Here is a 22,619-nt window from a genome sequence, read left to right as displayed (position 1 = left end):
CAGCCGGCCACCGCTAATAGCGGTCGGCCGCGATTGCACGCTAAAACAAAATCTACGGGGAACACAATGAACGCACGACAGCCGGGCGTACTCGTATTGCCGGGTTACCAGAACTCCGGCGCAGGGCATTGGCAGACGCGCTGGGAGGCTCTCGATCCTGCATTCGCGAGGGTGCAGATGCCTGACTGGGATTATCCCGTGCGCGATGCGTGGTGCCGCGCGCTCGACTCAGCGGTGGCAGCCGCTGATGGTCCGGTCGTCTTCGCGGCCCACAGCCTCGGTTGCCTGACGGCCGCGTTCTGGGCCACGCAGTACGCGAGCGTCGCGCAGCTCGGCAAAGTTGCAGGCGCGTTGCTGGTCGCCGTTCCCGATCCCGCTGGAGCGAACTTCCCGCAGGACGCGAGCGGATTCGCGCCCGTGCCGACTGGGCGTTTGCCGTTTGCGAGCATCGTGGTCGCGAGTAGCGACGATCCATACGGCGGCGTGCCGTTCTCGCAAGCCTGCGCAAACGCGTGGGGCAGCCGCTGGATCGACGTGGGTCCGCGCGGACATATCAATGCCGACAGCGGGCTCGGCGATTGGGACGAGGCGCGCGGCTGGCTCGCTGCGCTGCGCGCTTCCGCTTGAGCGCGGGACGAGAGGCAGCCCGGGCGGAAGCGGGCATTTCTCAAATCACGGATTGCCCGCGTAACGCCGCGATCCGTTCGTCGCCGTAACCGAGTACGTCGCGCAGAACGCTTTCCGTATGCTCTCCGAGCGTGGGCGGATGCGTGAGCGCTTGTGGCGGCGTGCCCGTCATATTGATCGGATTGCGCACCAGCTTGACGGTGCCGCCCGACGGATGCGGCAGATCGACCTGCATGCCGCGCGCCACCACCTGCTCGTTTTCGAACACTTCTGCGAGATCGTTGATCGGACCGCACGGCACGCCGGCTGCCTCGAGCGCCGCGATCCAGTCCTGCTTGCCCTTCAAGCGGACCATCTCTGCGAGGATCGGCACGAGCACCTCGCGATGCCGCACGCGCGCGGGATTGGTCGCGAAACGCTCGTCTTCGGCAAGTTCCGGGCGTTGCCCCACCTCGACGAACTTGCGGAACTGGCCGTCGTTGCCGACCGCGACGATGATCCAGCCGTCGCTCGTCTGGAACGTCTGGTACGGCACGATGTTCGGATGCGCGTTGCCCCAGCGGACTGGCGGCTGACCGCTCGCGAGGTAGTTCGAATTCATGTTGGCGAGCATTGCGACCTGAACGTCGAGCAATGCCATGTCGATATATTGGCCTTGCCCGGTGCGGTCGCGGTGCGTGAGAGCCGTGAGCACGGCGATGGTCGAATACATGCCGGTCATGAGATCGGCAATCGCCACGCCGGCCTTCTGCGGGCCGCCGCCAGGCTGGCCGTCGCGCTCGCCGGTGATACTCATGAATCCGCCGATCCCCTGTACGATGAAGTCGTAGCCCGCGCGCTGCGCATACGGTCCCGTCTGCCCGAATCCGGTTACGGAGCAGTAGATCAGATCTGGCTTCACTTCTTTCAGCGACGCGTAATCGAGGCCGTATTTCTTCAGTTGCCCGACCTTGTAGTTCTCCAGCACCACGTCGCTTTGCGCGGCCAGTTCGCGAATGATCCGCTGACCTTCTGGCGACGCGATGTCGATGGTCACCGAGCGCTTGTTGCGGTTCGCGGCGAGATAGTAAGCCGCCTCGCGCGTGTCCGCGCCCTCGGGCGTCTTGAGGTACGGAGGGCCCCAGTGGCGCGTGTCGTCACCCACGTCGGGGCGTTCGATCTTGATCACGTCTGCGCCGAAATCGGCAAGCGTCTGCGCGCACCAGGGGCCGGCGAGCACGCGGGTGAGATCCAGCACGCGGATATGACTGAGAGCGCCCATGTTTGTCGATGTCTCCTATGTAAGCGGCCGGCGCGCAAGGCACCGTGTATGTGGGCAATCTTAAGCGATTCGCGGGCGCCGGCGCAGTCGGCCAAACGTCATAAGACGAATGACGCGCAATTCTCGCAAGCGCTGCAAGAGCCACGCGAGGACCCATGCGCGGCTTGCCGCGTCCTGTGTCTCACACTACCCGGTGCGACCTGGCCGAACGGCTAACCACGCGGCAGCGCGCCGCGCAAGGCCGCCGATCCCGTATAATCAGTCGTTTAAGAAACAAACAGTTGGCGCATCTTCCGATGCCGCCGGTAAAAGTCTGGAAACAGTCAGGACCGTCCCCCGCACGCTATGAAAGCCGCCGAAATCCGCGAGAAATTCCTCAAGTTCTTCGAATCGAAGGGCCATACGATCGTTCGCTCGTCGAGCCTTGTGCCCGGCAACGACCCGACGCTGCTCTTCACCAATTCGGGAATGGTGCAGTTCAAAGATGTGTTCCTCGGCGCGGAGTCGCGTCCGTATTCGCGCGCCACTACCGCGCAGCGCAGCGTGCGCGCGGGCGGCAAGCACAACGATCTGGAAAACGTCGGCTATACCGCGCGCCACCATACGTTCTTCGAAATGCTGGGCAACTTCTCGTTCGGCGACTATTTCAAGCGTGACGCAATCCACTACGCGTGGGAACTGCTGACGGGCGTGTACCAGCTGCCGAAAGACAAGCTGTGGGTCACCGTCTATCACGAAGACGACGAAGCGCACGACATCTGGGCGAAAGAAGTCGGCGTGCCGGTAGAGCGCATCATCCGCATCGGCGACAACAAGGGCGCGCGTTACGCGTCGGACAACTTCTGGCAAATGGCAGACACCGGCCCGTGCGGCCCGTGCTCGGAAATTTTCTACGACCACGGCCCGGACGTGTGGGGCGGCCCGCCGGGATCGCCGGAAGAAGACGGCGACCGCTACATCGAGATCTGGAATCTCGTGTTCATGCAATTCAATCGCGACGCGCAAGGCAACATGACGCCGCTGCCCAAGCAGTGCGTCGACACAGGCATGGGTCTCGAGCGAATCGCCGCGGTGTTGCAGCACGTGCACAGCAACTATGAGATCGACCTGTTCCAGGCGCTCATTCAGGCTGCCGCGCGCGAAACCGGCGTGAGCGATCTCACCAACAACTCGCTGAAGGTGATAGCCGATCATATTCGCGCGTGCTCGTTCCTCATCGTCGACGGCGTGATTCCCGGCAATGAAGGTCGCGGCTACGTGCTGCGCCGTATCGTGCGTCGCGCTATCCGTCATGGCTACAAGCTCGGCAAGAAGGGTTCGTTCTTCCATCGCATGGTGGCCGATCTCGTCGCGCAAATGGGCGGCGCGTACCCTGAACTGAAGGACGCACAACAGCGCGTGACCGACGTGCTGCGTCAGGAAGAAGAACGCTTCTTCGAGACGATCGAGCACGGCATGTCGATTCTCGAAAACGCGCTGGCCGACCTCGAAAAGAAGGGCGGCAAGACACTCGACGGCGAACTTGCGTTCAAGCTGCACGATACGTATGGCTTCCCGCTCGACCTGACCGCCGACGTATGTCGTGAGCGCGAAGTGACGGTAGACGAAGCAGCGTTCGACGAAGCCATGGCGCGTCAGCGCGAACAGGCTCGCGCAGCGGGCAAGTTCAAGATGGCGCAAGGGCTCGAATATTCGGGCGCGAAAACCACGTTCCACGGCTACGAAGAAATAATCTTCGACGACGCGAAGGTGACCGCGCTTTATGTCGATGGTGCTTCGGTGCAGGAAGTCACACACGGGCAGCAGGCCGTTGTCGTGCTGGACCATACTCCGTTCTACGCAGAGTCGGGCGGCCAGGTTGGCGATCAGGGCCTGCTCGCCAACGCAAGCGTGCGCTTTGCGGTATCCGACACGCTGAAAGTGCAGGCCGACGTGGTCGGTCACCACGGTACGCTCGAACAGGGCACGCTGAAGGTGGGCGACGTCGTCAAGGCTGAAATCGACGCGGTGCGCCGCGCACGCACGGCCCGCAACCACTCGGCCACGCACCTTATGCACAAGGCGTTGCGCGAAGTGCTCGGCTCGCACGTGCAGCAGAAAGGCTCGCTCGTCGATCCGGACAAGACGCGTTTCGACTTCGCGCACAACGCGCCAATGACAGACGAGCAGATCCGCCGCGTCGAAGAGATAGTCAACGCCGAAGTGCTGGCGAACGCACCGGGCATCGTGCGCGTCATGCCGTTCGACGAAGCGGTGAAGGGCGGTGCCATGGCGCTGTTCGGCGAGAAATACGGCGACGAAGTGCGCGTGCTCGACCTGGGCTTTTCCCGCGAGTTGTGCGGCGGCACGCACGTGCAACGCACCGGCGACATCGGTCTCTTCAAGATCGTGATGGAAGGCGGTGTGGCGGCAGGGATCCGTCGCGTGGAAGCAATCACGGGCGACAACGCCGTGCGCTTCGTGCAGGATCTCGACGCGCGCATCAATGCCGCGGCGGCCGTGCTGAAAGCTCAACCGTCCGAACTGACACAGCGCATCACCCAGGTGCAGGATCAGGTGAAGCAGCTTGAGAAGGAACTGAGCGCGCTCAAGTCGAAGATGGCGTCAAGCCAGGGCGACGAACTCGCCGGTCAGGCGATCGAAGTGTCCGGCGTGCAGGTTCTGGCCGCCACGCTCGAAGGCGCAGATGTCAAGACGCTGCGCGAAACGGTGGACAAGCTCAAGGACAAGCTGAAGAGCGCGGCGATCGTGCTGGCTTCAGTCGAAGGCGGCAAGGTCAGCCTGATCGCCGGCGTCACCGCGGACGCGAGCAAGAAGGTCAAGGCGGGCGAGCTCGTCAACTTCGTCGCGCAGCAGGTGGGCGGCAAGGGCGGCGGTCGGCCGGATATGGCGCAGGCTGGCGGGACCGAGCCGGCAAATCTGCCCGCAGCGCTTGCTGGTGTGAAGGGGTGGGTCGAAGCGCAGCTTTGATCGGGTTTCGATCCGGCTGTTATGCGTTGGATCAAGCCGAACCTCGTTGAAAAGATCTGAAGTGGGTCACGCGGTGCGCCGGATTGTCGGCGTGGCGCGTGACCCAATTTTTTTGCTGGGTCGGCGGTCGGTTAGCGTCTCGGGCTTGCCGTTGGGGAGCGAGATACGGCGGCGTGACGCGTCTACCGGCCCATTTCAGATACTCGCCGTGTGTCCAGCGTTGTAGCGAAAATCAGGCGACGCCAGCGCTCACGCCAGCGCGAACGCCTGGATCAGCGTCTGAACCTCCACCCGCAACCACCTCCGCCGTCACAACCCCGGCGCCCTCCTGCGCGACCAGAGTCTGCTTAAGCGCGTTGAGGGCCGACGAAAAATGTCCACGTCGCCAAACGAGCAATGTCTCGATTACACCGATGTCGGGCAAGTCATGCACGGCGATGTTGCTCGCGTCCGCTTGCAGTCCCAGCACCGAGCGGGGCGCAACCGCCACCCCGGCGCCCGCGGCCACGCAAGCCACGATCGCATGATACGAGCCGAGTTCCAGCACCCGCGCCGGCCTCACGCCGTGCTCCAGATACCATTTCTCGATGTAGGCCCGGTAGGCGCAGCCGCGCTCGAACGCAACGAGCGTCGATAGCGCGATGTCGCGCACTCCGCGAATGGGCCGATGGCCGCGCGGCGTCAGCATCACCAGTTCCTCTCTGAACACCGGCACAGTCTCGAACAAGTCGCCAAGCGCCGCCGGGTCCAGTGGTGTTGCCACGAGAGCGGCGTCCACTTCGAATTCGCGCACCCGTTCGATCAGCTTGCCGGTCGTACCGGTTTCCAGTTCGAGGGCGACATCGGGCCATTGCTGGTGATAGCGGGCGAGCAACCCCGGAAGACGTGTTGCCGCGACACTTTCCATTGTGCCCAGACGCAGCCGCCCGCTCGGACGGTCGGCGCGCACCGCGTGGCGTGCTTCGTCGGCAAGAGCGAGCAGCCGTTCGGCGTACGGCAGCAGCGTCTCGCCGGCGGGCGTCAGCACGAGGCGTCGCCCGTCGCGGATAAAGAGATCCGCCCCGAGTTGCTCCTCAAGCTGTTTGATGCGCGTGGTGACATTCGATTGCACGCGATTGAGCTTCGCGGCGGCGCGGGTCACGCCGTTTTCGCGCACGACTGCCCGAAAAATCGTCAAGGCTGCCAAGTCCACGATTCTCTCCTAGCGATGGATGGTATCCAAATTATTCATTTTCCATGATCGAATCGTCAAGCTAATATGGATACAGCTTCGGCTCAGGCGCCGCCCGCATGCTGGTCGGCGCTGGGGCCGACCGCGCCGCAGCTCATGTGAGTTGCCGCGCGGCTTCCTGCATGTCGCGTGCGTTTCCTTCAACGGCCATCCATGAACGATTCTGCTTCCCAAGCCCAATTCATGTCCGCGGAACCCCATGCCGCCCGGCGCGCAGCGCTCGCCTGTATGGTGACGCTGGCCGTCGCGCTCGGAGTCGGGCGGTTTGCGTTCACGCCGCTATTGCCGCTGATGCTCCATGGCGGCGGCGTGTTCGGTCAGCCGCCGATCGACATCCAGCACGGCGGCTGGCTGGCGTCGTTCAATTACGCGGGCTATTTCGTCGGCGCTTTGACTTGCGCGGCGTTGCGCGTCGAGCCCGCCCGGATGGTGCGTTCCGGGCTGGTACTGACCGTTCTGTTGACACTGGCAATGGGCGTCACGAGTCAGTTCTGGGTGTGGGCCGCGGTTCGCTTCATCGCCGGAGCGGTGAGCGCCTGGACTTTCGTGTTCGCGTCGCAATGGGGTCTGCGGCGGCTCGCGGAACTCGGTCAGCCTGCATGGAGCGGCGTGATTTACACGGGGCCGGGCGTGGGCATCGTCGGAACCGGCTTGCTGGTCAGCGCGGCGGGCGGTTATGGCGCGACGGTGGGCTGGATCGGCTTTGGCTTGATCTCGGCGGTTCTGGCGATGGTGGTCTGGTCCGCGTTCGGCGGGTCGGCCGCTTCCGGTTCGGGTGCTAGGAGTGCGCGTCGCCGCTCTGCGCCTTTAGTCAATGAAAGGGCGATGGGCGAAAGGCCGACTAGCGGCTCGTTCACTGGAACGGTAGCGGGCGCCGGTCAACGCGCCGGCCAAGAACACACATCGAGTTTTGGCCCGGCGACGCGCGGCCCAACGGCGCCGGAGGGTCTGGCTGCCGCGAACTCCGGCGTAACTACGGCAAAGAGTTTTGCTACCGCCGCGCCTGACGCCATCGAAGCAAACGTCTCCGCCGCTGCAACCGCACATGCAACAGTAGCGCCCAGTCCTGCCCCGGCAACGCCCAACGCCGCCGCCCGAAGCGACTATGGCCACGCAACCCGACCGACCGTGGGCGACGAGCGTCGCAGCCACCCCGCGGACGCTTTCTGGCTCGTCGTCCTTTACGGTGTGCCCGGCTTCGGATACATCATTACCGCGACGTTTCTGCCGGTTATCGCCCGCCATGCGCTGCCCGGCTCGCCGTGGCCCGACCTGTTCTGGCCGATGTTCGGCGCTGCGTTGATTGTCGGTGCATTGCTGGCCGCGCGGCTCCCGCTGCACCTGGATAATCGCGTGTTGCTGGCCGGCAGTTACGTGTTGCAAGCCTGCGGTATCGCGCTCGGCATTGTCTGGCCGACGGCGGGCGGCTTCTCACTCGGAAGCATTCTGATCGGCGTGCCCTTTACTGCAATTACCTTGTTCGCGATGCGCGAGGCACGGCGTCTGCGCGGCGACGACGCGGCCGGCCTCATGGGCTATGCCACTGCCGCCTACGGCCTCGGCCAGATCATCGGACCGCTCGTCGCCGCGCCGATCGCCGCGCATACCGGTTCGTTTTCACCGGCTTTGTGGCTGGCGGCCGGCGTGTTGTTGCTGGGGGCGGGCGGTCTTGTCGCCGTCGCCAGAATGCCTCGCGGGCGAGGGCGCATGCCGGAGTGTGGCTGCGGTTAAAGCCGCGGTTGGACACCTGCGGTAAGTTCGCCGACCGTCGCGCAGCCCGGTGATGAGACGACGCGCCGTCGCGTCCTCCGGTTGCATACTTGTGCTTGGGCACCGGCGGCGGACACCTTGGTAAATCTGCCGACGTTCGCGCAGCCCCGTGACGAGACAACGCGCCGTCGCGCCCTTCGATTGCTTTCTCGCCAGCGAATATCCTCGAACAACCCTCTTCCGCAATCCCACGCAAAAACCTCACGCTTGCCCCCCAAGCTCGATCCACCCACGCTCAACCCCGAAACCGTCCCCATCAAAAACAAATCCCGCCCTCTAGCACTAAAATGACGGCTTTCCGTCATCCCCGCGCGTCTGTCGCCGGCCGCGCTGCTCACCATGCAACATTTCGCGTCCGACAACTACGCCGGCATCTGTCCCGAAGCGCTCCATGCGCTGATCGCCGCCAACAACAGCGGCCACGAACCGGCCTATGGCGACGACTCCTGGACCAATCAGGTATGCGACCGCCTGCGCGAACTGTTCCAGACCGATTGCGAAGTGTTCTTCGTGTTCAACGGCACGGCGGCCAATTCGCTTGCGCTTGCGTCGCTTTGCCAGTCATACCACTCAGTGATCTGCCATGAACTCGCGCACATCGAGACCGATGAATGCGGCGGCCCCGAGTTCTTCTCTGGCGGCTCGAAGCTGCTCACGGCGCCCGGCATCGGCGGCAAGCTCACGCCTGATGCGATCGAGGCGGTCGTCACGCGTCGCGCCGACATTCATTACCCGAAGCCCAAGGTCGTCACGCTCACGCAGTCGACCGAAGTCGGCACCGTCTACACCGTCGAGGAAGTGCGCGCGATCGCTGCAATCGCCAAGCGGCGTCATCTGAAGGTGCATATGGACGGCGCGCGTTTCGCGAATGCCGTCGCCGCACTCGACGTGCATCCGTCCGAGATCACCTGGCGCGCGGGCGTCGACGTGCTGTGTTTCGGTGGTACGAAGAACGGCCTGCCGGTGGGAGAAGCGGTGGTTTTCTTCGACCGCGCGCTCGCTGCCGACTTCGCCTACCGACTGAAGCAGGCGGGCCAGCTTGCTTCCAAGATGCGCTTCATTTCTGCGCCGTGGCTCGGCCTGCTCGATAACGACGTGTGGCTGCGCAACGCGCGTCACGCGAACGCGATGGCGCAACTGCTGCAAACGCGGTTGCAGGAAATTCCGGGCGTCAGCATCATGTTCCCGCGCGAGTCGAACGCGGTCTTCGCGCAGTTGCCCGCGCAAGCCGCGAAGGCCATGCGCGCGCGCGGCTGGAAGTTCTACGAGTTCATCGGCGCGGGCGGCTGCCGGCTGATGTGCGCGTGGGACACGCAGCCCGAAACGGTCGAGCGTTTCGCGACCGAAGTCCGCGAGTTGTGCGCGGCGTAAAGTTCGTCCGCTGTGCAAACCGGGAAGCCGGGAAGCCGGGAATCCGTGTAAGCCGCAACACCGCAACGCCGCCAGCGCGCCGCGCCGGCAAAGACCGAACCTCCAAGTCACCTCACCATGACCGAATACCGATTTTGTCCCCGCTGCGCGACGCCGTTGACGGAGCGCGCCGACGCCGAGCATGAAGGCGGCCGCATCCGCCAAACCTGTCCCGATGCCGGATGCGGCTACGTGCACTGGAACAATCCGCTGCCGGTGGTCGCGGCGATCGTCGAATACGAGGGCAAGATTCTGCTCGCGCGCAATGCTGCGTGGGCGGAGGGCGTCTTTGCGCTGATCACGGGCTTCCTTGAAAACGGCGAGACGCCGGAAGAGGGCATTGCGCGCGAGGTGCTTGAAGAGACGTCGTTGCATGCCGAGTCGGTCGAACTGATCGGCGTGTATGAATTCATTCGCAAGAACGAACTGATCATCGCGTATCACGTGAAGGCAAACGGCACGATCTCTCTGTCGCCGGAACTGCTCGAGTACCGGCTGGTCGAGCCGGCGAAGCTGCGGCCATGGCGCGCCGGCACCGGGCAGGCGCTCGGCGAATGGATGCGGCGGCGCGGCTTGCCGTTCGAATTCGTCGACAAGCCGGGGCAATAGTCGTGAGCGGCCCGATCGCCAGTAACGTCGGCGAGCCGGACAGCGGCGCCGCAAACCCAACCGCACCCCGACACCACCACTCAAGCGACCCAGCCACCTCAATGTCCAAACCCGCTGCCGCGTCACGAAGCTCGTACCCGCACTTTCTCGCCATCACCACGCGCTGGATGGACAACGACGTCTACGGTCACGTGAACAATGTCGTCTATTACAGCTACTTCGATACGGTGGTGAACGAGTATCTGATCCGCGCCGGCGTGCTCGATTTCGAGCGCGGCGAAACGATCGGTCTGGTGGTCGAGACGCATTGCAACTACTTCGCGCCGCTCGTGTTCCCCGAGCGCGTCGAAGCGGGCTTGCGAGTGACGCGGCTCGGCACGTCGAGTGTGCGTTACGAAGTGGGGCTCTTCAAGGAAGGCAGCGACGAGGCCGCCGCGCACGGCCACTTCGTGCACGTGTACGTGGATCGCGTCACTCGCCGTCCAGTGAGCCTGCCCGATGCACTGCGCGAGGCGCTCGAGCCGATCCGCGTTGTCACCGGCACAGCGGCGGATTAGGCACGTGCAGTCGTTAGCCATCAACCTGCTTAACGGGCTCAGCTTCGGACTGCTGCTCTTCATGCTGTCGGCCGGGCTGACGTTGATCTTCAGCATGCTCGGCGTGCTGAACTTCGCGCATGCGAGCTTCTACATGCTTGGCGCCTATGTCGGCTATTCGGTGGCCGCGCGGGCCGGATTCTGGAGCGCGCTCGTGATCGCGCCGCTCGTCGTCGGTTTGATCGGTGCTGCGTTGGAGCGCTGGCTGTTGCGCCGGGTGCGAAGCCATGGCCATCTGGCGGAATTGCTGCTGACGTTCGGCGCTGCCTATGTGCTCGGCGAACTCGTGAAGCTCGGCTGGGGTTTGAGTCCGCTCGACGCGAGCGTGCCGGCCGCGCTGGACGGTCCGCTTTTCACGCTCTACGGCGCGACCTTCGCGCGTTATCGAGCGTTCATGATGCTCGTCTCTCTTGTGATGCTCGTCTCGCTGTACGCGGTGCTGCGCGTGTCGAAGGCGGGCCTGATCGTGCGGGCCGCGCTGACGCACCCGAGCGCCGTCGAAGCGCTCGGCCACAATGTACCGCGCGTCTTCACCGGCGTCTTCGCGGCGGGCACGGCGCTCGCCGCGCTGGCCGGCGTGATCGGCGCGCCGCTTTCCGTGATCGAACCCGCCATGGCCGAATCGCTCGGCTCGATTGTGTTCGTCGTCGTGGTGATAGGCGGGCTGGGATCGCTGGGCGGCGCGCTGGCTGCGTCGCTGCTGATCGGCTGTGTGCAGACACTGGCGGTGGCGAGCGATGTTTCGCTCGGCGACGTGCTCGCCACGTTCGACGCTTCGCTGCCGCGCGAATGGGACGCGCTGACGCTCGCGCAGCTTGCGCCGCTGATTCCGTACCTGCTGCTCGTCGGCATGCTGGCGCTGCGCCCGCGCGGACTCGTCGGCCGGCGCGACGATCATGCGTGAACTGCTCAAGCCGGAGCCCGCGCAAGCGTCGCCCGTAGCCGGGACCCAGCGTTCTCACGCGATGTGGCGTCGTCTCGCACCGTGGCTCGCGCTCATTGTCCTTCTCACGGCACCGCCATTGATCTGGCGTCAAAGCTGGCTGCTCGTCTATCTCGCGCAGACCGCCACGATGATCGTCTTCGCGCTCTCGTACAACCTGTTGCTCGGAGAGACCGGACTGCTGTCGTTCGGCCATGCCGCCTATTCGGGCCTCGGGGCGCTGATTGCCGCGCAGGTTTTCAACCGTATCGGCGCACCGCTCGCGCTGCTGCCGCTGGTCGGCGGCGCGGGCGCCGCGTCGTGCGGGGCGTTGCTCGGTTTTATCTCGACGCGTCGCGCCGGGACCGCGTTTGCCATGATCACGCTAGGCATCGGCGAACTCGTCGCGGCCGCCGCGTGGACCTTGCCCGACTGGTTCGGCGGCGAAGCGGGTGTTGCCATAGACCGCGCAAGTGGGCCCATGCTCGGCGCCTTTACGTTCGGCCCCGCGCGCGAGGCTTACACGCTGATCGCGCTGTGGTGCCTGGTCGCGAGCGCCGCGATGTTCGCCCTGTCACGCACGTCGTTCATGCGGCTCGCCAACGCGGTGCGCGACAACCCGGCGCGCGCCGCGGCGATCGGCTGCTATCCGCGCCGCGTCCGCTATAGCGTCGTGGTCATGTCGGCGTTCTTTGCGGGCATCGCGGGCACACTTGCGCTGATCAACGTCGAGCTGGTGTCGACCGATAGTGTGAGCATGGTGCGCTCGGGCTCCGTGCTGATCGCCACGGTAATCGGCGGTACGGGTGTCTTTTTCGGACCGGTCGCGGGCGCGGTCGTGCTGACGTTTTTCAGCGTGGCCGTGGCCAGCATCACGCGGGCCTGGCTCTTTTATCTGGGCCTTTTCTTTATCGTGATCGTGGTCGCTGCGCCGGACGGACTCGCCGGCTTTATCCAGCGGCATACGTCGCGGCTCGCGCGTGACGGTTGGCGCACATGCCGCGCCGTCTACCTCTGCGGCACGGCTGCGATCCTGTTGTGGACGGTTGCCACCGTGCTCGCGGTGCAATGGGCTTACGCCGTCCAGTTCGGTGCCGAGGCGGGCGCTGCGCTGCGCGTCGGCGGTCAGTCTTCGTGGCTATCGTTCGTCACCGCGTCGCCGTTGCGGCTCGGGCTGACGATCTTCGTGCTCGCAGCACTGGGCGCCTTGGCGGCTTTGTCCGCGTCGCGCGCGCAAACCCGTCTCGCGGCCCATGTACGCACGATGAAGAACGCCGGAGGTCCGCAATGATCCCCGCGCTCGCGCTCTACGGCGTCGAGAAGCGCTTCGGCTCCACGCGCATTCTGCGCGGTGTGAATCTCGCGATCGAACCGGGCGAGCGGCACGCGTTGATCGGCCCCAACGGCGCGGGCAAATCCACGCTCTTCAATCTCATTGCCGGTGCCACGCGGCCAGACGCCGGGCGCATCGACCTCTTCGGTGCTCAGATCACGCGCCTTGCGCCGGCGGCGATTGCGCGCCGTGGTCTCGCGCGCAGTTTCCAGAACACGAGCGTGTTTGCACGGTTGAGCGTGTACGACAATTTGCGCTGCGCGGCGATGCTCGCCGAGCGCGACCGCATACGCTGGTGGCAGCGATTCTCTGGCGCACCGGAGGTCGATGCACGCGCGGCGCAGGTGCTCGAAGCAGTCGGCCTTGACGCGCGCGCGCATGTTCTGGCCGGCGCGCTGAGTTACGCCGAGCAGCGCGCGCTCGACCTCGGCATAGCACTCGCCGGTGGCGCGCATACGTTGTTGCTCGACGAGCCGACTGCCGGCATGAACCGCGCGGAGGCGGCGCGCGCAATCGAACTGATCCGCGAGACCACAGCGGGACGCACGCTGCTGATGGTCGAGCACGACATGGACGCGGTGTTCGCGATCGCCGATCGCATTTCAGTGCTCGTGCAAGGGCGCATTATTGCGACCGGCACGCCTGCGGCGATTCGCGCGGACGCCGCCGTGCGCGCGGCTTATCTCGGCGAAGGATTCGACGCATGACATCCTTGCTCGAGATTCGCGGACTGAATGCCTGGTACGGGCCGAGCCAGGCGTTGCACGGCGTGAATTTGCAGATCGGCGCGGGCGAAGTGGTCGCGCTCGTCGGGCGCAACGGTTCGGGACGTTCGACACTCGTTCGCTCGATCATGGGCCTCTTGCATGCCGAAGGCGAGTTGCGCTTCGCGGGCCACTCACTTGCCGGATTGCGCACCTTTGAAATCGCACGGCTCGGCATCGGCTATGTGCCCGAGCATCGCGATGTGTTTCCCACGCTGAGCGTCGGCGAAAACCTCGAACTCGGCGTAGCCCCGCGCAATCGCGCGCGCACGCCGCGCTTCAGCATAGACGACGCCTACTCGCTTTTCCCCGTGCTGCACGAGCGACGGCGCACGCGCGCGGGCGCGCTGTCCGGCGGCGAGCTGCAGATGCTAAGCCTCGCCCGCGCGCTGCTCGGCGATCCCGATCTGCTGCTGGTCGACGAGCCCGGCGAGGGCCTCGCGGGATTCGTGATGCAGCAGGTCGCCCAATGCCTGCGTGTGCTGCGTGAGCGCGGCATGGCGATGTTGCTGATCGAGCAGCGACTCGTGATCGCGCAGGACATCGCGAGCCGCGTCGCGGTAATGGGTCATGGCGAGATCGTGTTCGACGGCGAACTTAACGCGTTCTTGCAGCGTCCGGACGTCATGCGTGAATGGCTCGGTGTGGGTTGATCCCTGGGTGTGGATTAAACCCTTTCCCTGCGTGCGGTTCTCAACCTCGCGTGTGCTTTTGTCGAATGCCCATTCTTCCGCAAACTAAAAAGGGCGGCGGTATTAGCGTTTGAATCTCCGTTCCGACTGTGCCGCTTATCCCGAGCCCGCACGGCTTTGCGTCGACTCGTCAAAGCGATTCAAACGCTTGATCGTTTGGTGAGCGTCCTCCAGAAATCTTGTCGGCAGCGCGCGTACAAATGAAGACAATCACGTGAAAGACGAGCGACGTCGACGTCAGCGTTGAAGACGCGTCGCGGCTTCAGGAGGAGACATCATGAACGAGACAGGCGCGGTCGCCACAGTGCTCACCGTGGCTCTGCTGATGTGTGCTTGTGCCGACGCCAGTTCGTCGGCGAATCTGGCAACGTCGGCGACCATGCAGGCGTCGCAGGATAAAACGGGTTACGACTCACAAGCCGCATCCCCGTCGCTGCCTGCCATCGAGAGCGCGAAGGCCAACCAGCTCGCCATCGAGCAAAGCATCGCCGCGAGAGTGCCGGCGGCGAGCGGCCTCAGCACGAAGCGCAGCCGCGCGCTCACGCTGCGCGACTCGGGCATCGACGGTTCGCTGATGTTCGCGCGCAACGTCGACTTTCGCGTGACGGGCGACATTGGCTTCATGATTCACGACATGGCCGCGACGCTGATTCCGTCGCGGCCAGGAGAGCCGATCGTATTCGACGACCCGACTAGCCTGAGCATCGACGTTCATCGCGGCGAGGTGATGCTCGACAGTGCAAAGCTCACCGCGATCTTCAACCGTTATCTGTTCCAGTATCGAGGTTCGCCGCTGCGCAACATGCGCGTCGTGCCGCAAGACGATGGCAGCTTGCGCATTACCGGCGAGATGCGTCGCGATACGTGGGTGCCGATCGTTCTGTCTGGTTCACTGTCCATGCGCAGTGCCGACGAACTCGTGTTCCATGCCGATCACGTCGAAGTCGCAGGCGTGGCAGCCGACAGGTTGATGCAGGCCGCGCACGTCAGGATGGCCGATCTGTTGAAGGTCGATACGCCGATTGCGCGTCTCGACGGCGACGACGTCGTCATGCAGGTTGCGAAACTGACGCCGCCGCCCGCGCTACGCCTGACGATAACGAAGCTCGACACGAGCGCGGCGGGCGTGCGCTTCATGCTCGACGACGGCTCCGTGCCGAAGATCGACTGGCCTGCGAACATGCCCGCGCGCGGCATGCTGCTGGAAGGCGGGGACGTCAAATTCATGCGCTCGATGCCGATGAACATCGACATGGCGCTCACGCCTATCGACGCGGACGCGCCGTTCGTGCTCGATCTGTACCACTATCGCGACCAGATGGCCGCGGGATATTTCACCTTCGACGAAGCGGGCGCGCTTGCCGTCCACCTGCCTTCGTACACGACGCTTGCGGGTGCCGCGAAAGATTCGTCGCTGCTGATCGGCAGCGCTAGCGCGCGCTTCAACGACAGCTTGATTCGCGCGCAGCAGGCCTCGCTTGCTCAGGCGCGGCTCGAGTGGCGACGCGTGCCGCAGGAGTTGCAAAGCGCGTCGGCGGCGCGTGCTGTTCCTGTCAGCATGCGGCGGGCGTTTTCCGGTGCCAGGGAGGAGACTCGAACCCCTGCAACCGGCGACGAACGTCATTTATCCGGCCATGCGTCGTTGATACATGTCGAAAACGTCGACTTCTATGTGGCGGGTCGCATCGGCTTTCATGTGCGTTCGCTCGACGCGCAGATGATTCCGAAGACGCCGGGCGAGCCCGTCGACCTCGACGATCCGGGACAGTACGACATTCGCATCATCGGCGGGGAAGTGGTCGAGCCTTGGCCGGCAATGGCGGCGCTCTTCAACGACTACCTGCTCGATTACGAGCCGCGCTCGCTCAATGATCTGCAGTTGAAGCCGGTGGACGGCAAGCTCGAAGTCACGGGCGGCATCAAGTTGTGGAATCACTTTCCCGGCGTGTGGCTGCCCGCGACGATGAGCGGCACCATCGTCGCAAGAGACGAGCGGCATCTCGTGTATGAACCTTCGTCGGTGAAAGTGCTTGGCATACCGCAGGCCGGGCTGCTGCGCGCACTCGACATTCCGCTCGCTTCACTGACGCCATTTGCGCGCAAAGGCGTCGCGCTCGAAGGCAACGAACTCGTGTTCGATCAGTACACGGTGTTCCCGCCGCCCGTCTTGCAAGGGCGTCTTGCAAGCGCGACCGTGACCGACGAAGGTCTTCTACTGAAGTTCAGGCGCGAGACCGGGATTGCGCCCGCGCGGCCGCCGGCAAACATGGTCAACGTCGCAAAAAGTTATGTGTGGATCGAATCCGGCGACGTGAAAATGTTCAATTCGCTCGTCACGAATGCGCGGACGTTCATCAAGGACAGCTCGAACGCCGGCGCGATGAAGTTCAATTTATACGGCTATCGCAGGGACGTTTCGAAGGGCACGGTGAAAATGGACACCAACGGGGGGCTCGAAGTCGATCTCGCCGCGCGAGGCAAATGATCGCGCTTTGGCATTGCGCGAGTCGCTTGCGCGGGGTTGGGTGGTGTTACGCGAAGTTGCCTCGCTCCTCGCGCGAGGCAACTTCGTGCGAGGCAACTTCGCACGGCTCAATCTTCCTTGTTGATGATCCACTCGTGCGCCGGATCGTTGCGGAAATGCCAGACACGTTGGGCACCGGCCATGACATTCAGATAATACGAGTCATAGCCATACGGCACGACCACCGGATGATAGCCGCGCGGCACCATCACGACATCGTGGTCCTCGACGGCCATTGATTCGTCGATGTCGCGCATATCGGTGTACACGCGTTGAAACGCAAAGCCTTGCGGCGGATTCAACCGATGGTAGTACGTCTCTTCGAGCGAACTCTCGTGGGGCACGTTATCGGTGTCGTGCTTGTGCGGAGGATAGCTCGACGCGTGTCCGCCGGGCGTTCTCACTTCAACCACCAGCAACGATTCCGCCGGCTCTGTTTGCGGAAGAATGTCGCATACATATCGCGTATTAAGACCCTTCCCGCGCGTCGAGCGCTTCATTGAAGACGGCTCGATCAGGCGTGCGGGGAACTCGCCTTTCGCAGGCGCGCTCGCTACGCCGACCTCGGCATCGCGGCACGCGCGCACGGTGGCGCGCACGCCCGGCGGCAAATAGACTGCATAAGGCGCGGCATCTTCGAATACGCTGTCGCGCGAACCGAGCGAACTCCATCGCGTGTCCGCAGTTTCAATATCCACCGCGCCCGTGAGCACGACAATGCACACTTCGCGCGACGGCTCCATCACGTGCACGACTTCACTCGTGCCAAGACGGTAAGCGGCAAAACCGACATAGCGCCAGCACGCCGATGCCGGTGTAACTCGCGCGATTGTCTGGCCTTCGCGCTGCGCCTTCACTAATAAAGTCATGCTGCCTCCTGCGTGGTGCTATGGCTGTCGCCCCGAGTGCCGGCAGACGTCGTGTCGAGCGGGGCATCGACCAACGCACGCAATGTTTGATAGCCCTTCTGCGCATACTCGAAAGACGGCGCCACGACCGGGTCCTGTTCCGCCTCCACGACGAGCCAGCCCGAATAGCCATGCCGCTTCAGGCGCGCGATGATCGACGGGAAATCGACTGCGCCGTCGCCGGGCACCGTGAAAGCGCCGGCGATCACCGCGTCGAGAAAGCTCCAGTTGCGATTGCGCGCGAGTTTCATGACGGCAGGGCGCACGTCCTTGCAGTGCACATGACACACCCGTCCGATGTGTTTGTCGAGCACGACGAGCGGATCGCCGCCTGCGAAAGTGATGTGCCCCGCGTCGAACAGCAGGCCGACCGCGTCGCTCGTGCGTGACATCAGCTGATCGACCTCGGCCGGCGTTTCCACATAAGCCCCCATATGATGATGGTAAGCAAGCCGCACGCCGCGGCTTAGCGTATAGCGCGCGAATTCGTCGACGCGTGCGGCGTAGGCGGCCCACTGTGCGTCGCTGAAAAAACGCGGCCGTTGATATAAAGGTCTTGGCGCGCCCTGAATAGAATCCGCCACTTCGCCATAAACCATGACCGTCGCGCCGTTTCGCGCGAGCAGTTCGAGATGCGGGCCGACCTCGGCGATTTCCTCTTCGACGCTACGCCGCGCGAGACGTCCCGAGTACCAGCCGGACACGAGCGCGAGATCGTATTGCGCGAGCAGCGTCTTCAATGCCTGCGGTTCGCGCGGAAACTTGTTGCCGAGTTCGAAGCCCTGGTAACCGATCTCGCGGCCTTCGGTCAGCGCTAGTTCGAGCGGCGTCTCGCCGCCGAGCGAAGGCAGATCGTCGTTCATCCACGACAACGGGTTGATGCCGATGCGTACGTTGAAAGCTGTCATGCGAGCGTCCTCAATCGTTGGCCTGGTCGTTGCTGTTGCTGCCATTGCCGCTGTTCTCTGCCGAAGCGGGTGGTTTCCCGCGCGCCGAGATCTGCGCGTCGTAGTTTGCTCGCGCTTCGCGCACGCTCGCTCGCGGCGAGACTTCGGGCACCGCGACTTCCCACCACCAGCCGCCGTCGCTCGTCGTGCGGGCCGGATCGGTGTCGATGCTGATCACGTAGGTCCGGTCCGCCGAGCGCGCGCGTTGCAGCGCGGCTTCCAGTTCCGCCACATTCGCCGCGTGTTCCGCTCGCGCACCGAGTGCGCGGGCGTGCGCGGCGAAGTCGATCTGCGGCGCGCCGAGCGGTCCCTGCATGCTGTCTTCGAGCAGGTTGTTGAACGGCGCACCGCCGCATGCCTGTTGCAGGCGATTGATGCAACCGTACCCGCGATTGTCGAGCACCACGACAATGAGCTTCGCGCCGAGCATCACCGACGTGGCGATCTCGCTGTTCATCATCAGATAGCTGCCGTCGCCTACCATCACGATCACTTCACGCTCGGGCCGCGCAAGCTTCACGCCGAGTCCGCCGGCGATTTCGTAGCCCATGCACGAGTAGCCATATTCGACGTGATAGGCGCCTGGCGTTCCGGCGCGCCACAGCTTGTGCAATTCGCCGGGCAAGGTGCCGGCCGCGCACACGACAATGTCGTTCGCCGGTGAATTCGTGCTTGAACGTTGCACGGCGCCGATGACATCGCCTTCATAAGGCAGCACGGACTCTCGTTGCGGCGCGTGCGTGAGCGCATGCACCGTATCGCGCCAGCTTGCGGCTAGTTCGTGGGCGCGCGAGGTCCACGCTCGATCCGCCTGCCAGTCTTGCAGACGTTCGGCGAGTGCGTCGAGCGCGAGACGCGCGTCCGCCTCGACGACTTGCGCGCGATGCTTGAGGGCATCGAACGCGTTCGCATTGATGCCGATCACGTCGGCTTGCGTGAACAGCGTATTCGAGCCGGTTGTGAAGTCCTGCAAGCGCGTGCCGAGCGCGAGCACGCAGTCGGCATCGCGGGCAAGCGCGTTGGCCGCGGGCGAGCCGGTCACGCCCAGCGAGCCGGCGTTGAGTGGATCGTCCCATGCAAGCGAACTCTTGCCGGCTTGCGTCTCTGCAACCGGAATGCCGTGCGCGGCAGCAAAACGTTGCAACGCATCGGTCGCACGGCCGTACAGCACGCCGCCGCCCGCAACGATCAGCGGACGCTTCGCGCGCTGCAAACGTGCTACAGCAGCGTCGATTTCGTCGACACGCGGTGCCGGCGCATAGAAGGTGACAATGCGCGGCGCAAAGAACTCGGCAGGCAAGTCCCACGCCTGCGCCTGCACGTCTTGCGGCAATGCAAGCGTGACCGGCCCGCACGACGCGGCGTCGGTGAGCACGCGCAGTGCGCGGGGCAGTGCACTCAGCAGTTGCGCGGGATGCATGATGCGATCGAAGTAGCGCGACACGGGTTTGAACGCGTCGTTCGCGGAAACGCCGCCATCGTGGAAATCTTCAACCTGTTGCAGGACAGGATCGGGCGCCCGCGACACGAAGATGTCGCCCGGCAGCAGCAGCACCGGCAAACGGTTCACGTGCGCGAGCGCGGCGGCCGTCAGCAGATTGGTAGCGCCTGGTCCGATCGACGTGGTGACCGCCATCATGCGTCGGCGAAAGTGCGCCTTTGCATAAGCAATCGCGCTGTGCGCCATCGCCTGTTCGTTATGGGCGCGCAGCGTCGGCAACTCGTCGCGATGCTGATACAGCGCCTCGCCCATGCCGGCGACGTTGCCGTGTCCGAAGATCGCGAACACGCCGCCGAAAAGCGGTTCTGTTCCCAAGCCGTCTTCAGTGGCGACGCGTTGTGCGGCGAGGTAGCGCACGAGCGCTTGCGCCGTGGTCAGCCGGATGGTGGTCCCTGAGACTACTGGGTCCGCCGATGCCGCCTCGTCGTGTCCATGATGTAACTCGCGCTGATTCATGCCGCCTGCTCCTGATGAACACGGTTGCTAGCGCCTCGTTCGGCGGCGGCGGCGTCCCGCGCCGCGCGCCACGATGCGATTAGCGTTTCGAACGTGCGGCGCACGCGCGCGATTAATTCGTCGTCGCCGATATCGCCTGCGAGCCACGCATGACTCGGCTCGTGGAAGATCGTGCGGCCAACTGTGAAACCGCGACACGTCGACGAGCGCGCCGCCGCGCGAAAGCCCTCGTTCAACTGCTCGACGCCCGCCGACAAACCGAGCAGCACGACGCCCCGGCAATACGGATCGCGCTCGGCGATCAGCGCGTCGATGTTGCGCCATTGCGCGGCGTCCATCGGTTCGAGCTTCCACCACTCGGGATAGATGCCGATGTTATAGAGCCGCTTCAACGCGCGATACACAATATCCGGACCCTGCGGCAAGTTCGCGTGCTTCGGCGGAATCACTTCGAGCAGCAACTCGTGCCCGCTCGCTTGCGTCGCGTCGTATAGCGCGCGCAATTGGGCTTCCTGTTCGAGGCGCTGTTCGACGGGTTCGTCGGGGTGGAATTGCACGAGGCACTTCGCGACGTGTTCCTGCGGCCACGACACGAGCGTCGTGCCGACCGAGCGGCCATGGTCGAACACGAGCGGCACCGAGCCGGGCAGCTCGACCGGGCGGCCGATCCACCAGCCGCGGCCCGTTGCCGCGTTCAGCGCGTCCTGACCATAGCGGCTGTCGATCAGCACGCCGATGCGGCCTTGCAGGCCCAATGCGCTTTCGGTCTGCGCGACCGCGTCGACGAACAGCCCCTTGAGCTGGGCGATGCGCGCTTCGCTTGCGCCGCTCTGCTGCGCGAGTTCAAAGAACTGATTCCGATGATCGAACGCGAAGCCGAGCACCTCGTCCCACTGCTTGCGCGCAGGTGTCACGCGATGCAGGCGCGCCAATGTCGCGTCGCGGTCGGGGCGGCGCATACGCTCGGGATCGGCCTTCGCCTCGCGCAGAAAGTAGTCGAGTTCAGCGGGCGTCGGCATGGCCGGCGCGCACGCGTGGCGCGAGACGACGAGTGCGCCGCTCGCATTGGCGGCACGCGCGCAGGCGTCGAGCGGTTGATCGCGCAGCCATCCGGAGAGAAAACCGGACGCGAAGGCGTCGCCGGCACCGAGCACGTTCAGCACTTCGACTTCCACGCCGCCGTGCACCGGCGTGTCGTCGAGCGAGGCGGGCACTTCGCCGTCGATGATCTGGCAGCCCATCGGCCCGCGCTTGAGCACGAGCGTGGCCGGAGTGACCGCGCGCACCATTGCCAGGGCGTCGAGAAGATCGCTTTTGCCGCCCGCAATACGGAATTCCTCTTCGGTGCCGATCACGAGATCGAACAACGGCAGGATGCGCTGCAAATGCGCGGTGACGCCTTCGCTTGCAACAAAGCGCGTTTCGCCGTCCGCCTTACCCGTGAGGCCCCACAACACGGGGCGATAATCGATGTCGAGAACGGTGCGCACCTGGTTGCGCCGCGCGTAATCGAGCGCGCGGCGGCTCGTGCGGTTCACCTGTTCGGTCGAGAAGTGCGTGCCGGTAATCAGCAGCGCTTTTGACGACGCGATAAATGCCTCGTCGAAATCCGCTTCGTCAACGGCCATGTCCGCGCAATTCTCGCGATAGAAGATCAGTGGAAACGTATCGCGATCCTTCAGGCCGAGCAGCACGAGCGCGGTCAGACGTTCGGGATCCACGCGCACGTGGCTCACATCGCAGCCTTCCTTCGTCAACGTCTCGGTAAGAAAGCGGCCCATGTGATCGTTGCCCACGCGTGCGAGCATTGCCGACGCAAGTCCAAGCCGCGCGCAGCCAAATGCAATGTTCGCCGACGACCCGCCGAGATACTTCGCGAAGCTCGGCACGTCTTCGAGCCGCGCGCCGACCTGCTGCGCGTACAGATCGACCGCGAGCCGGCCAAGACACACGATGTCGCGGCTGCGGCCCGGCGCGAAGCGGCTGCCGGCGGTTGCGCCCGGTTGCTGCGCCGGCGTGCCGCTGAATGTACTGGATTGAGCCATGAATGTCCCTGAATGACAGAGCGCGGCGAGCGGTGCCACGGCAGCAGCCGCCG

17 protein-coding genes are annotated in these 22,619 nt (G+C 64.5%); 11 read left to right on the top strand and 6 right to left on the bottom strand.

Annotated features, from left to right (window positions below):
- Positions 1–66 precede the first annotated feature (66 nt).
- A complete protein-coding gene (locus tag SB753_RS12405; RefSeq protein WP_410800335.1) occupies positions 67–627 on the top strand; it encodes an RBBP9/YdeN family alpha/beta hydrolase in 561 nt (186 codons plus the stop codon).
- Positions 628–667: 40 nt separating this feature from the next.
- Here the strand turns inward: SB753_RS12405 and SB753_RS12400 are convergent, their stop codons facing one another.
- The gene (locus SB753_RS12400; RefSeq protein ID WP_410800334.1) at positions 668–1,888 is read right to left on the bottom strand and encodes a CaiB/BaiF CoA transferase family protein; all 1,221 of its coding nucleotides are present in this window, start codon (positions 1,886–1,888) and stop codon (positions 668–670) included.
- 345 nt (positions 1,889–2,233) lie between these two features.
- On the opposite strand from SB753_RS12400, the gene alaS reads away from it, so the two are divergent.
- Positions 2,234–4,858: an alanine--tRNA ligase gene (gene alaS / locus SB753_RS12395; protein ID WP_410800333.1), complete on the top strand. Its 2,625-nt coding sequence runs from the start codon at positions 2,234–2,236 to the stop codon at positions 4,856–4,858.
- Positions 4,859–5,090: 232 nt separating this feature from the next.
- Here the strand turns inward: alaS and SB753_RS12390 are convergent, their stop codons facing one another.
- Entirely contained in the window at positions 5,091–6,050 is a 960-nt protein-coding gene (locus SB753_RS12390; RefSeq protein WP_310353064.1) for a LysR family transcriptional regulator, read from the bottom strand.
- A 192-nt stretch (positions 6,051–6,242) separates the two neighbouring features.
- Here SB753_RS12390 and SB753_RS12385 point away from each other — a divergent pair, with 192 nt between their 5' ends.
- From SB753_RS12385 to SB753_RS12345, 9 genes are all read left to right on the top strand, one after another.
- On the top strand, positions 6,243–7,820 hold the full coding sequence (locus SB753_RS12385) for a YbfB/YjiJ family MFS transporter (protein WP_410800332.1): 1,578 nt from the start codon (positions 6,243–6,245) through the stop codon (positions 7,818–7,820).
- A gap of 378 nt (positions 7,821–8,198) precedes the next feature.
- The gene (locus SB753_RS12380) at positions 8,199–9,230 is read left to right on the top strand and encodes a threonine aldolase family protein (RefSeq protein WP_087754206.1); all 1,032 of its coding nucleotides are present in this window, start codon (positions 8,199–8,201) and stop codon (positions 9,228–9,230) included.
- Positions 9,231–9,347: 117 nt separating this feature from the next.
- Complete coding sequence (locus tag SB753_RS12375; protein ID WP_020069473.1) at positions 9,348–9,878, top strand: NUDIX domain-containing protein; 531 nt, start codon at positions 9,348–9,350, stop codon at positions 9,876–9,878.
- Between the two features lie 101 nt (positions 9,879–9,979).
- Positions 9,980–10,435, top strand: a complete 456-nt coding sequence (locus SB753_RS12370) for an acyl-CoA thioesterase (protein ID WP_027804867.1) — start codon at positions 9,980–9,982, stop codon at positions 10,433–10,435.
- A 4-nt stretch (positions 10,436–10,439) separates the two neighbouring features.
- Positions 10,440–11,378 carry a branched-chain amino acid ABC transporter permease gene (locus SB753_RS12365; protein WP_410800331.1) on the top strand — a complete coding sequence of 313 codons (939 nt, stop codon included), beginning with the start codon at positions 10,440–10,442 and terminating at the stop codon, positions 11,376–11,378.
- Complete coding sequence (locus SB753_RS12360; protein WP_410800330.1) at positions 11,371–12,687, top strand: branched-chain amino acid ABC transporter permease; 1,317 nt, start codon at positions 11,371–11,373, stop codon at positions 12,685–12,687. Before SB753_RS12365 ends, SB753_RS12360 begins: the two co-directional genes overlap by 8 nt.
- Complete coding sequence (locus SB753_RS12355; RefSeq protein WP_410800329.1) at positions 12,684–13,436, top strand: ABC transporter ATP-binding protein; 753 nt, start codon at positions 12,684–12,686, stop codon at positions 13,434–13,436. The genes SB753_RS12360 and SB753_RS12355 overlap by 4 nt, the downstream gene beginning before the upstream one ends.
- Complete coding sequence (locus SB753_RS12350) at positions 13,433–14,146, top strand: ABC transporter ATP-binding protein (protein WP_410800328.1); 714 nt, start codon at positions 13,433–13,435, stop codon at positions 14,144–14,146. Before SB753_RS12355 ends, SB753_RS12350 begins: the two co-directional genes overlap by 4 nt.
- A gap of 316 nt (positions 14,147–14,462) precedes the next feature.
- Positions 14,463–16,670 carry a hypothetical protein gene (locus SB753_RS12345; protein ID WP_410800327.1) on the top strand — a complete coding sequence of 736 codons (2,208 nt, stop codon included), beginning with the start codon at positions 14,463–14,465 and terminating at the stop codon, positions 16,668–16,670.
- Between the two features lie 107 nt (positions 16,671–16,777).
- On the opposite strand, the gene iolB is transcribed toward SB753_RS12345, so the two are convergent.
- Genes iolB through SB753_RS12325 form a run of 4 tightly spaced genes read right to left on the bottom strand, consistent with a single transcriptional unit; the run spans position 16,778 to position 22,566 of the window.
- Positions 16,778–17,578 (bottom strand): 5-deoxy-glucuronate isomerase, encoded by an 801-nt coding sequence (iolB, locus tag SB753_RS12340; RefSeq protein ID WP_087754199.1) that lies wholly within the window; start codon positions 17,576–17,578, stop codon positions 16,778–16,780.
- Entirely contained in the window at positions 17,575–18,525 is a 951-nt protein-coding gene (iolE, locus tag SB753_RS12335; protein WP_410800326.1) for a myo-inosose-2 dehydratase, read from the bottom strand. Before iolE ends, iolB begins: the two co-directional genes overlap by 4 nt.
- 10 nt (positions 18,526–18,535) lie before the next feature.
- Positions 18,536–20,521: a 3D-(3,5/4)-trihydroxycyclohexane-1,2-dione acylhydrolase (decyclizing) gene (gene iolD / locus SB753_RS12330; protein WP_410800325.1), complete on the bottom strand. Its 1,986-nt coding sequence runs from the start codon at positions 20,519–20,521 to the stop codon at positions 18,536–18,538.
- The gene (locus SB753_RS12325; protein ID WP_410800324.1) at positions 20,518–22,566 is read right to left on the bottom strand and encodes a bifunctional 5-dehydro-2-deoxygluconokinase/5-dehydro-2-deoxyphosphogluconate aldolase; all 2,049 of its coding nucleotides are present in this window, start codon (positions 22,564–22,566) and stop codon (positions 20,518–20,520) included. Before SB753_RS12325 ends, iolD begins: the two co-directional genes overlap by 4 nt.
- Between the last annotated feature and the right edge of the window lie 53 nt (positions 22,567–22,619).

The organism is Paraburkholderia sp. SIMBA_053 (assembly GCF_046534895.1).
Taxonomy (GTDB): Bacteria; Pseudomonadota; Gammaproteobacteria; order Burkholderiales; family Burkholderiaceae; genus Paraburkholderia; species Paraburkholderia caledonica.
This window is presented reverse-complemented; position numbering and strand designations above follow the sequence as displayed.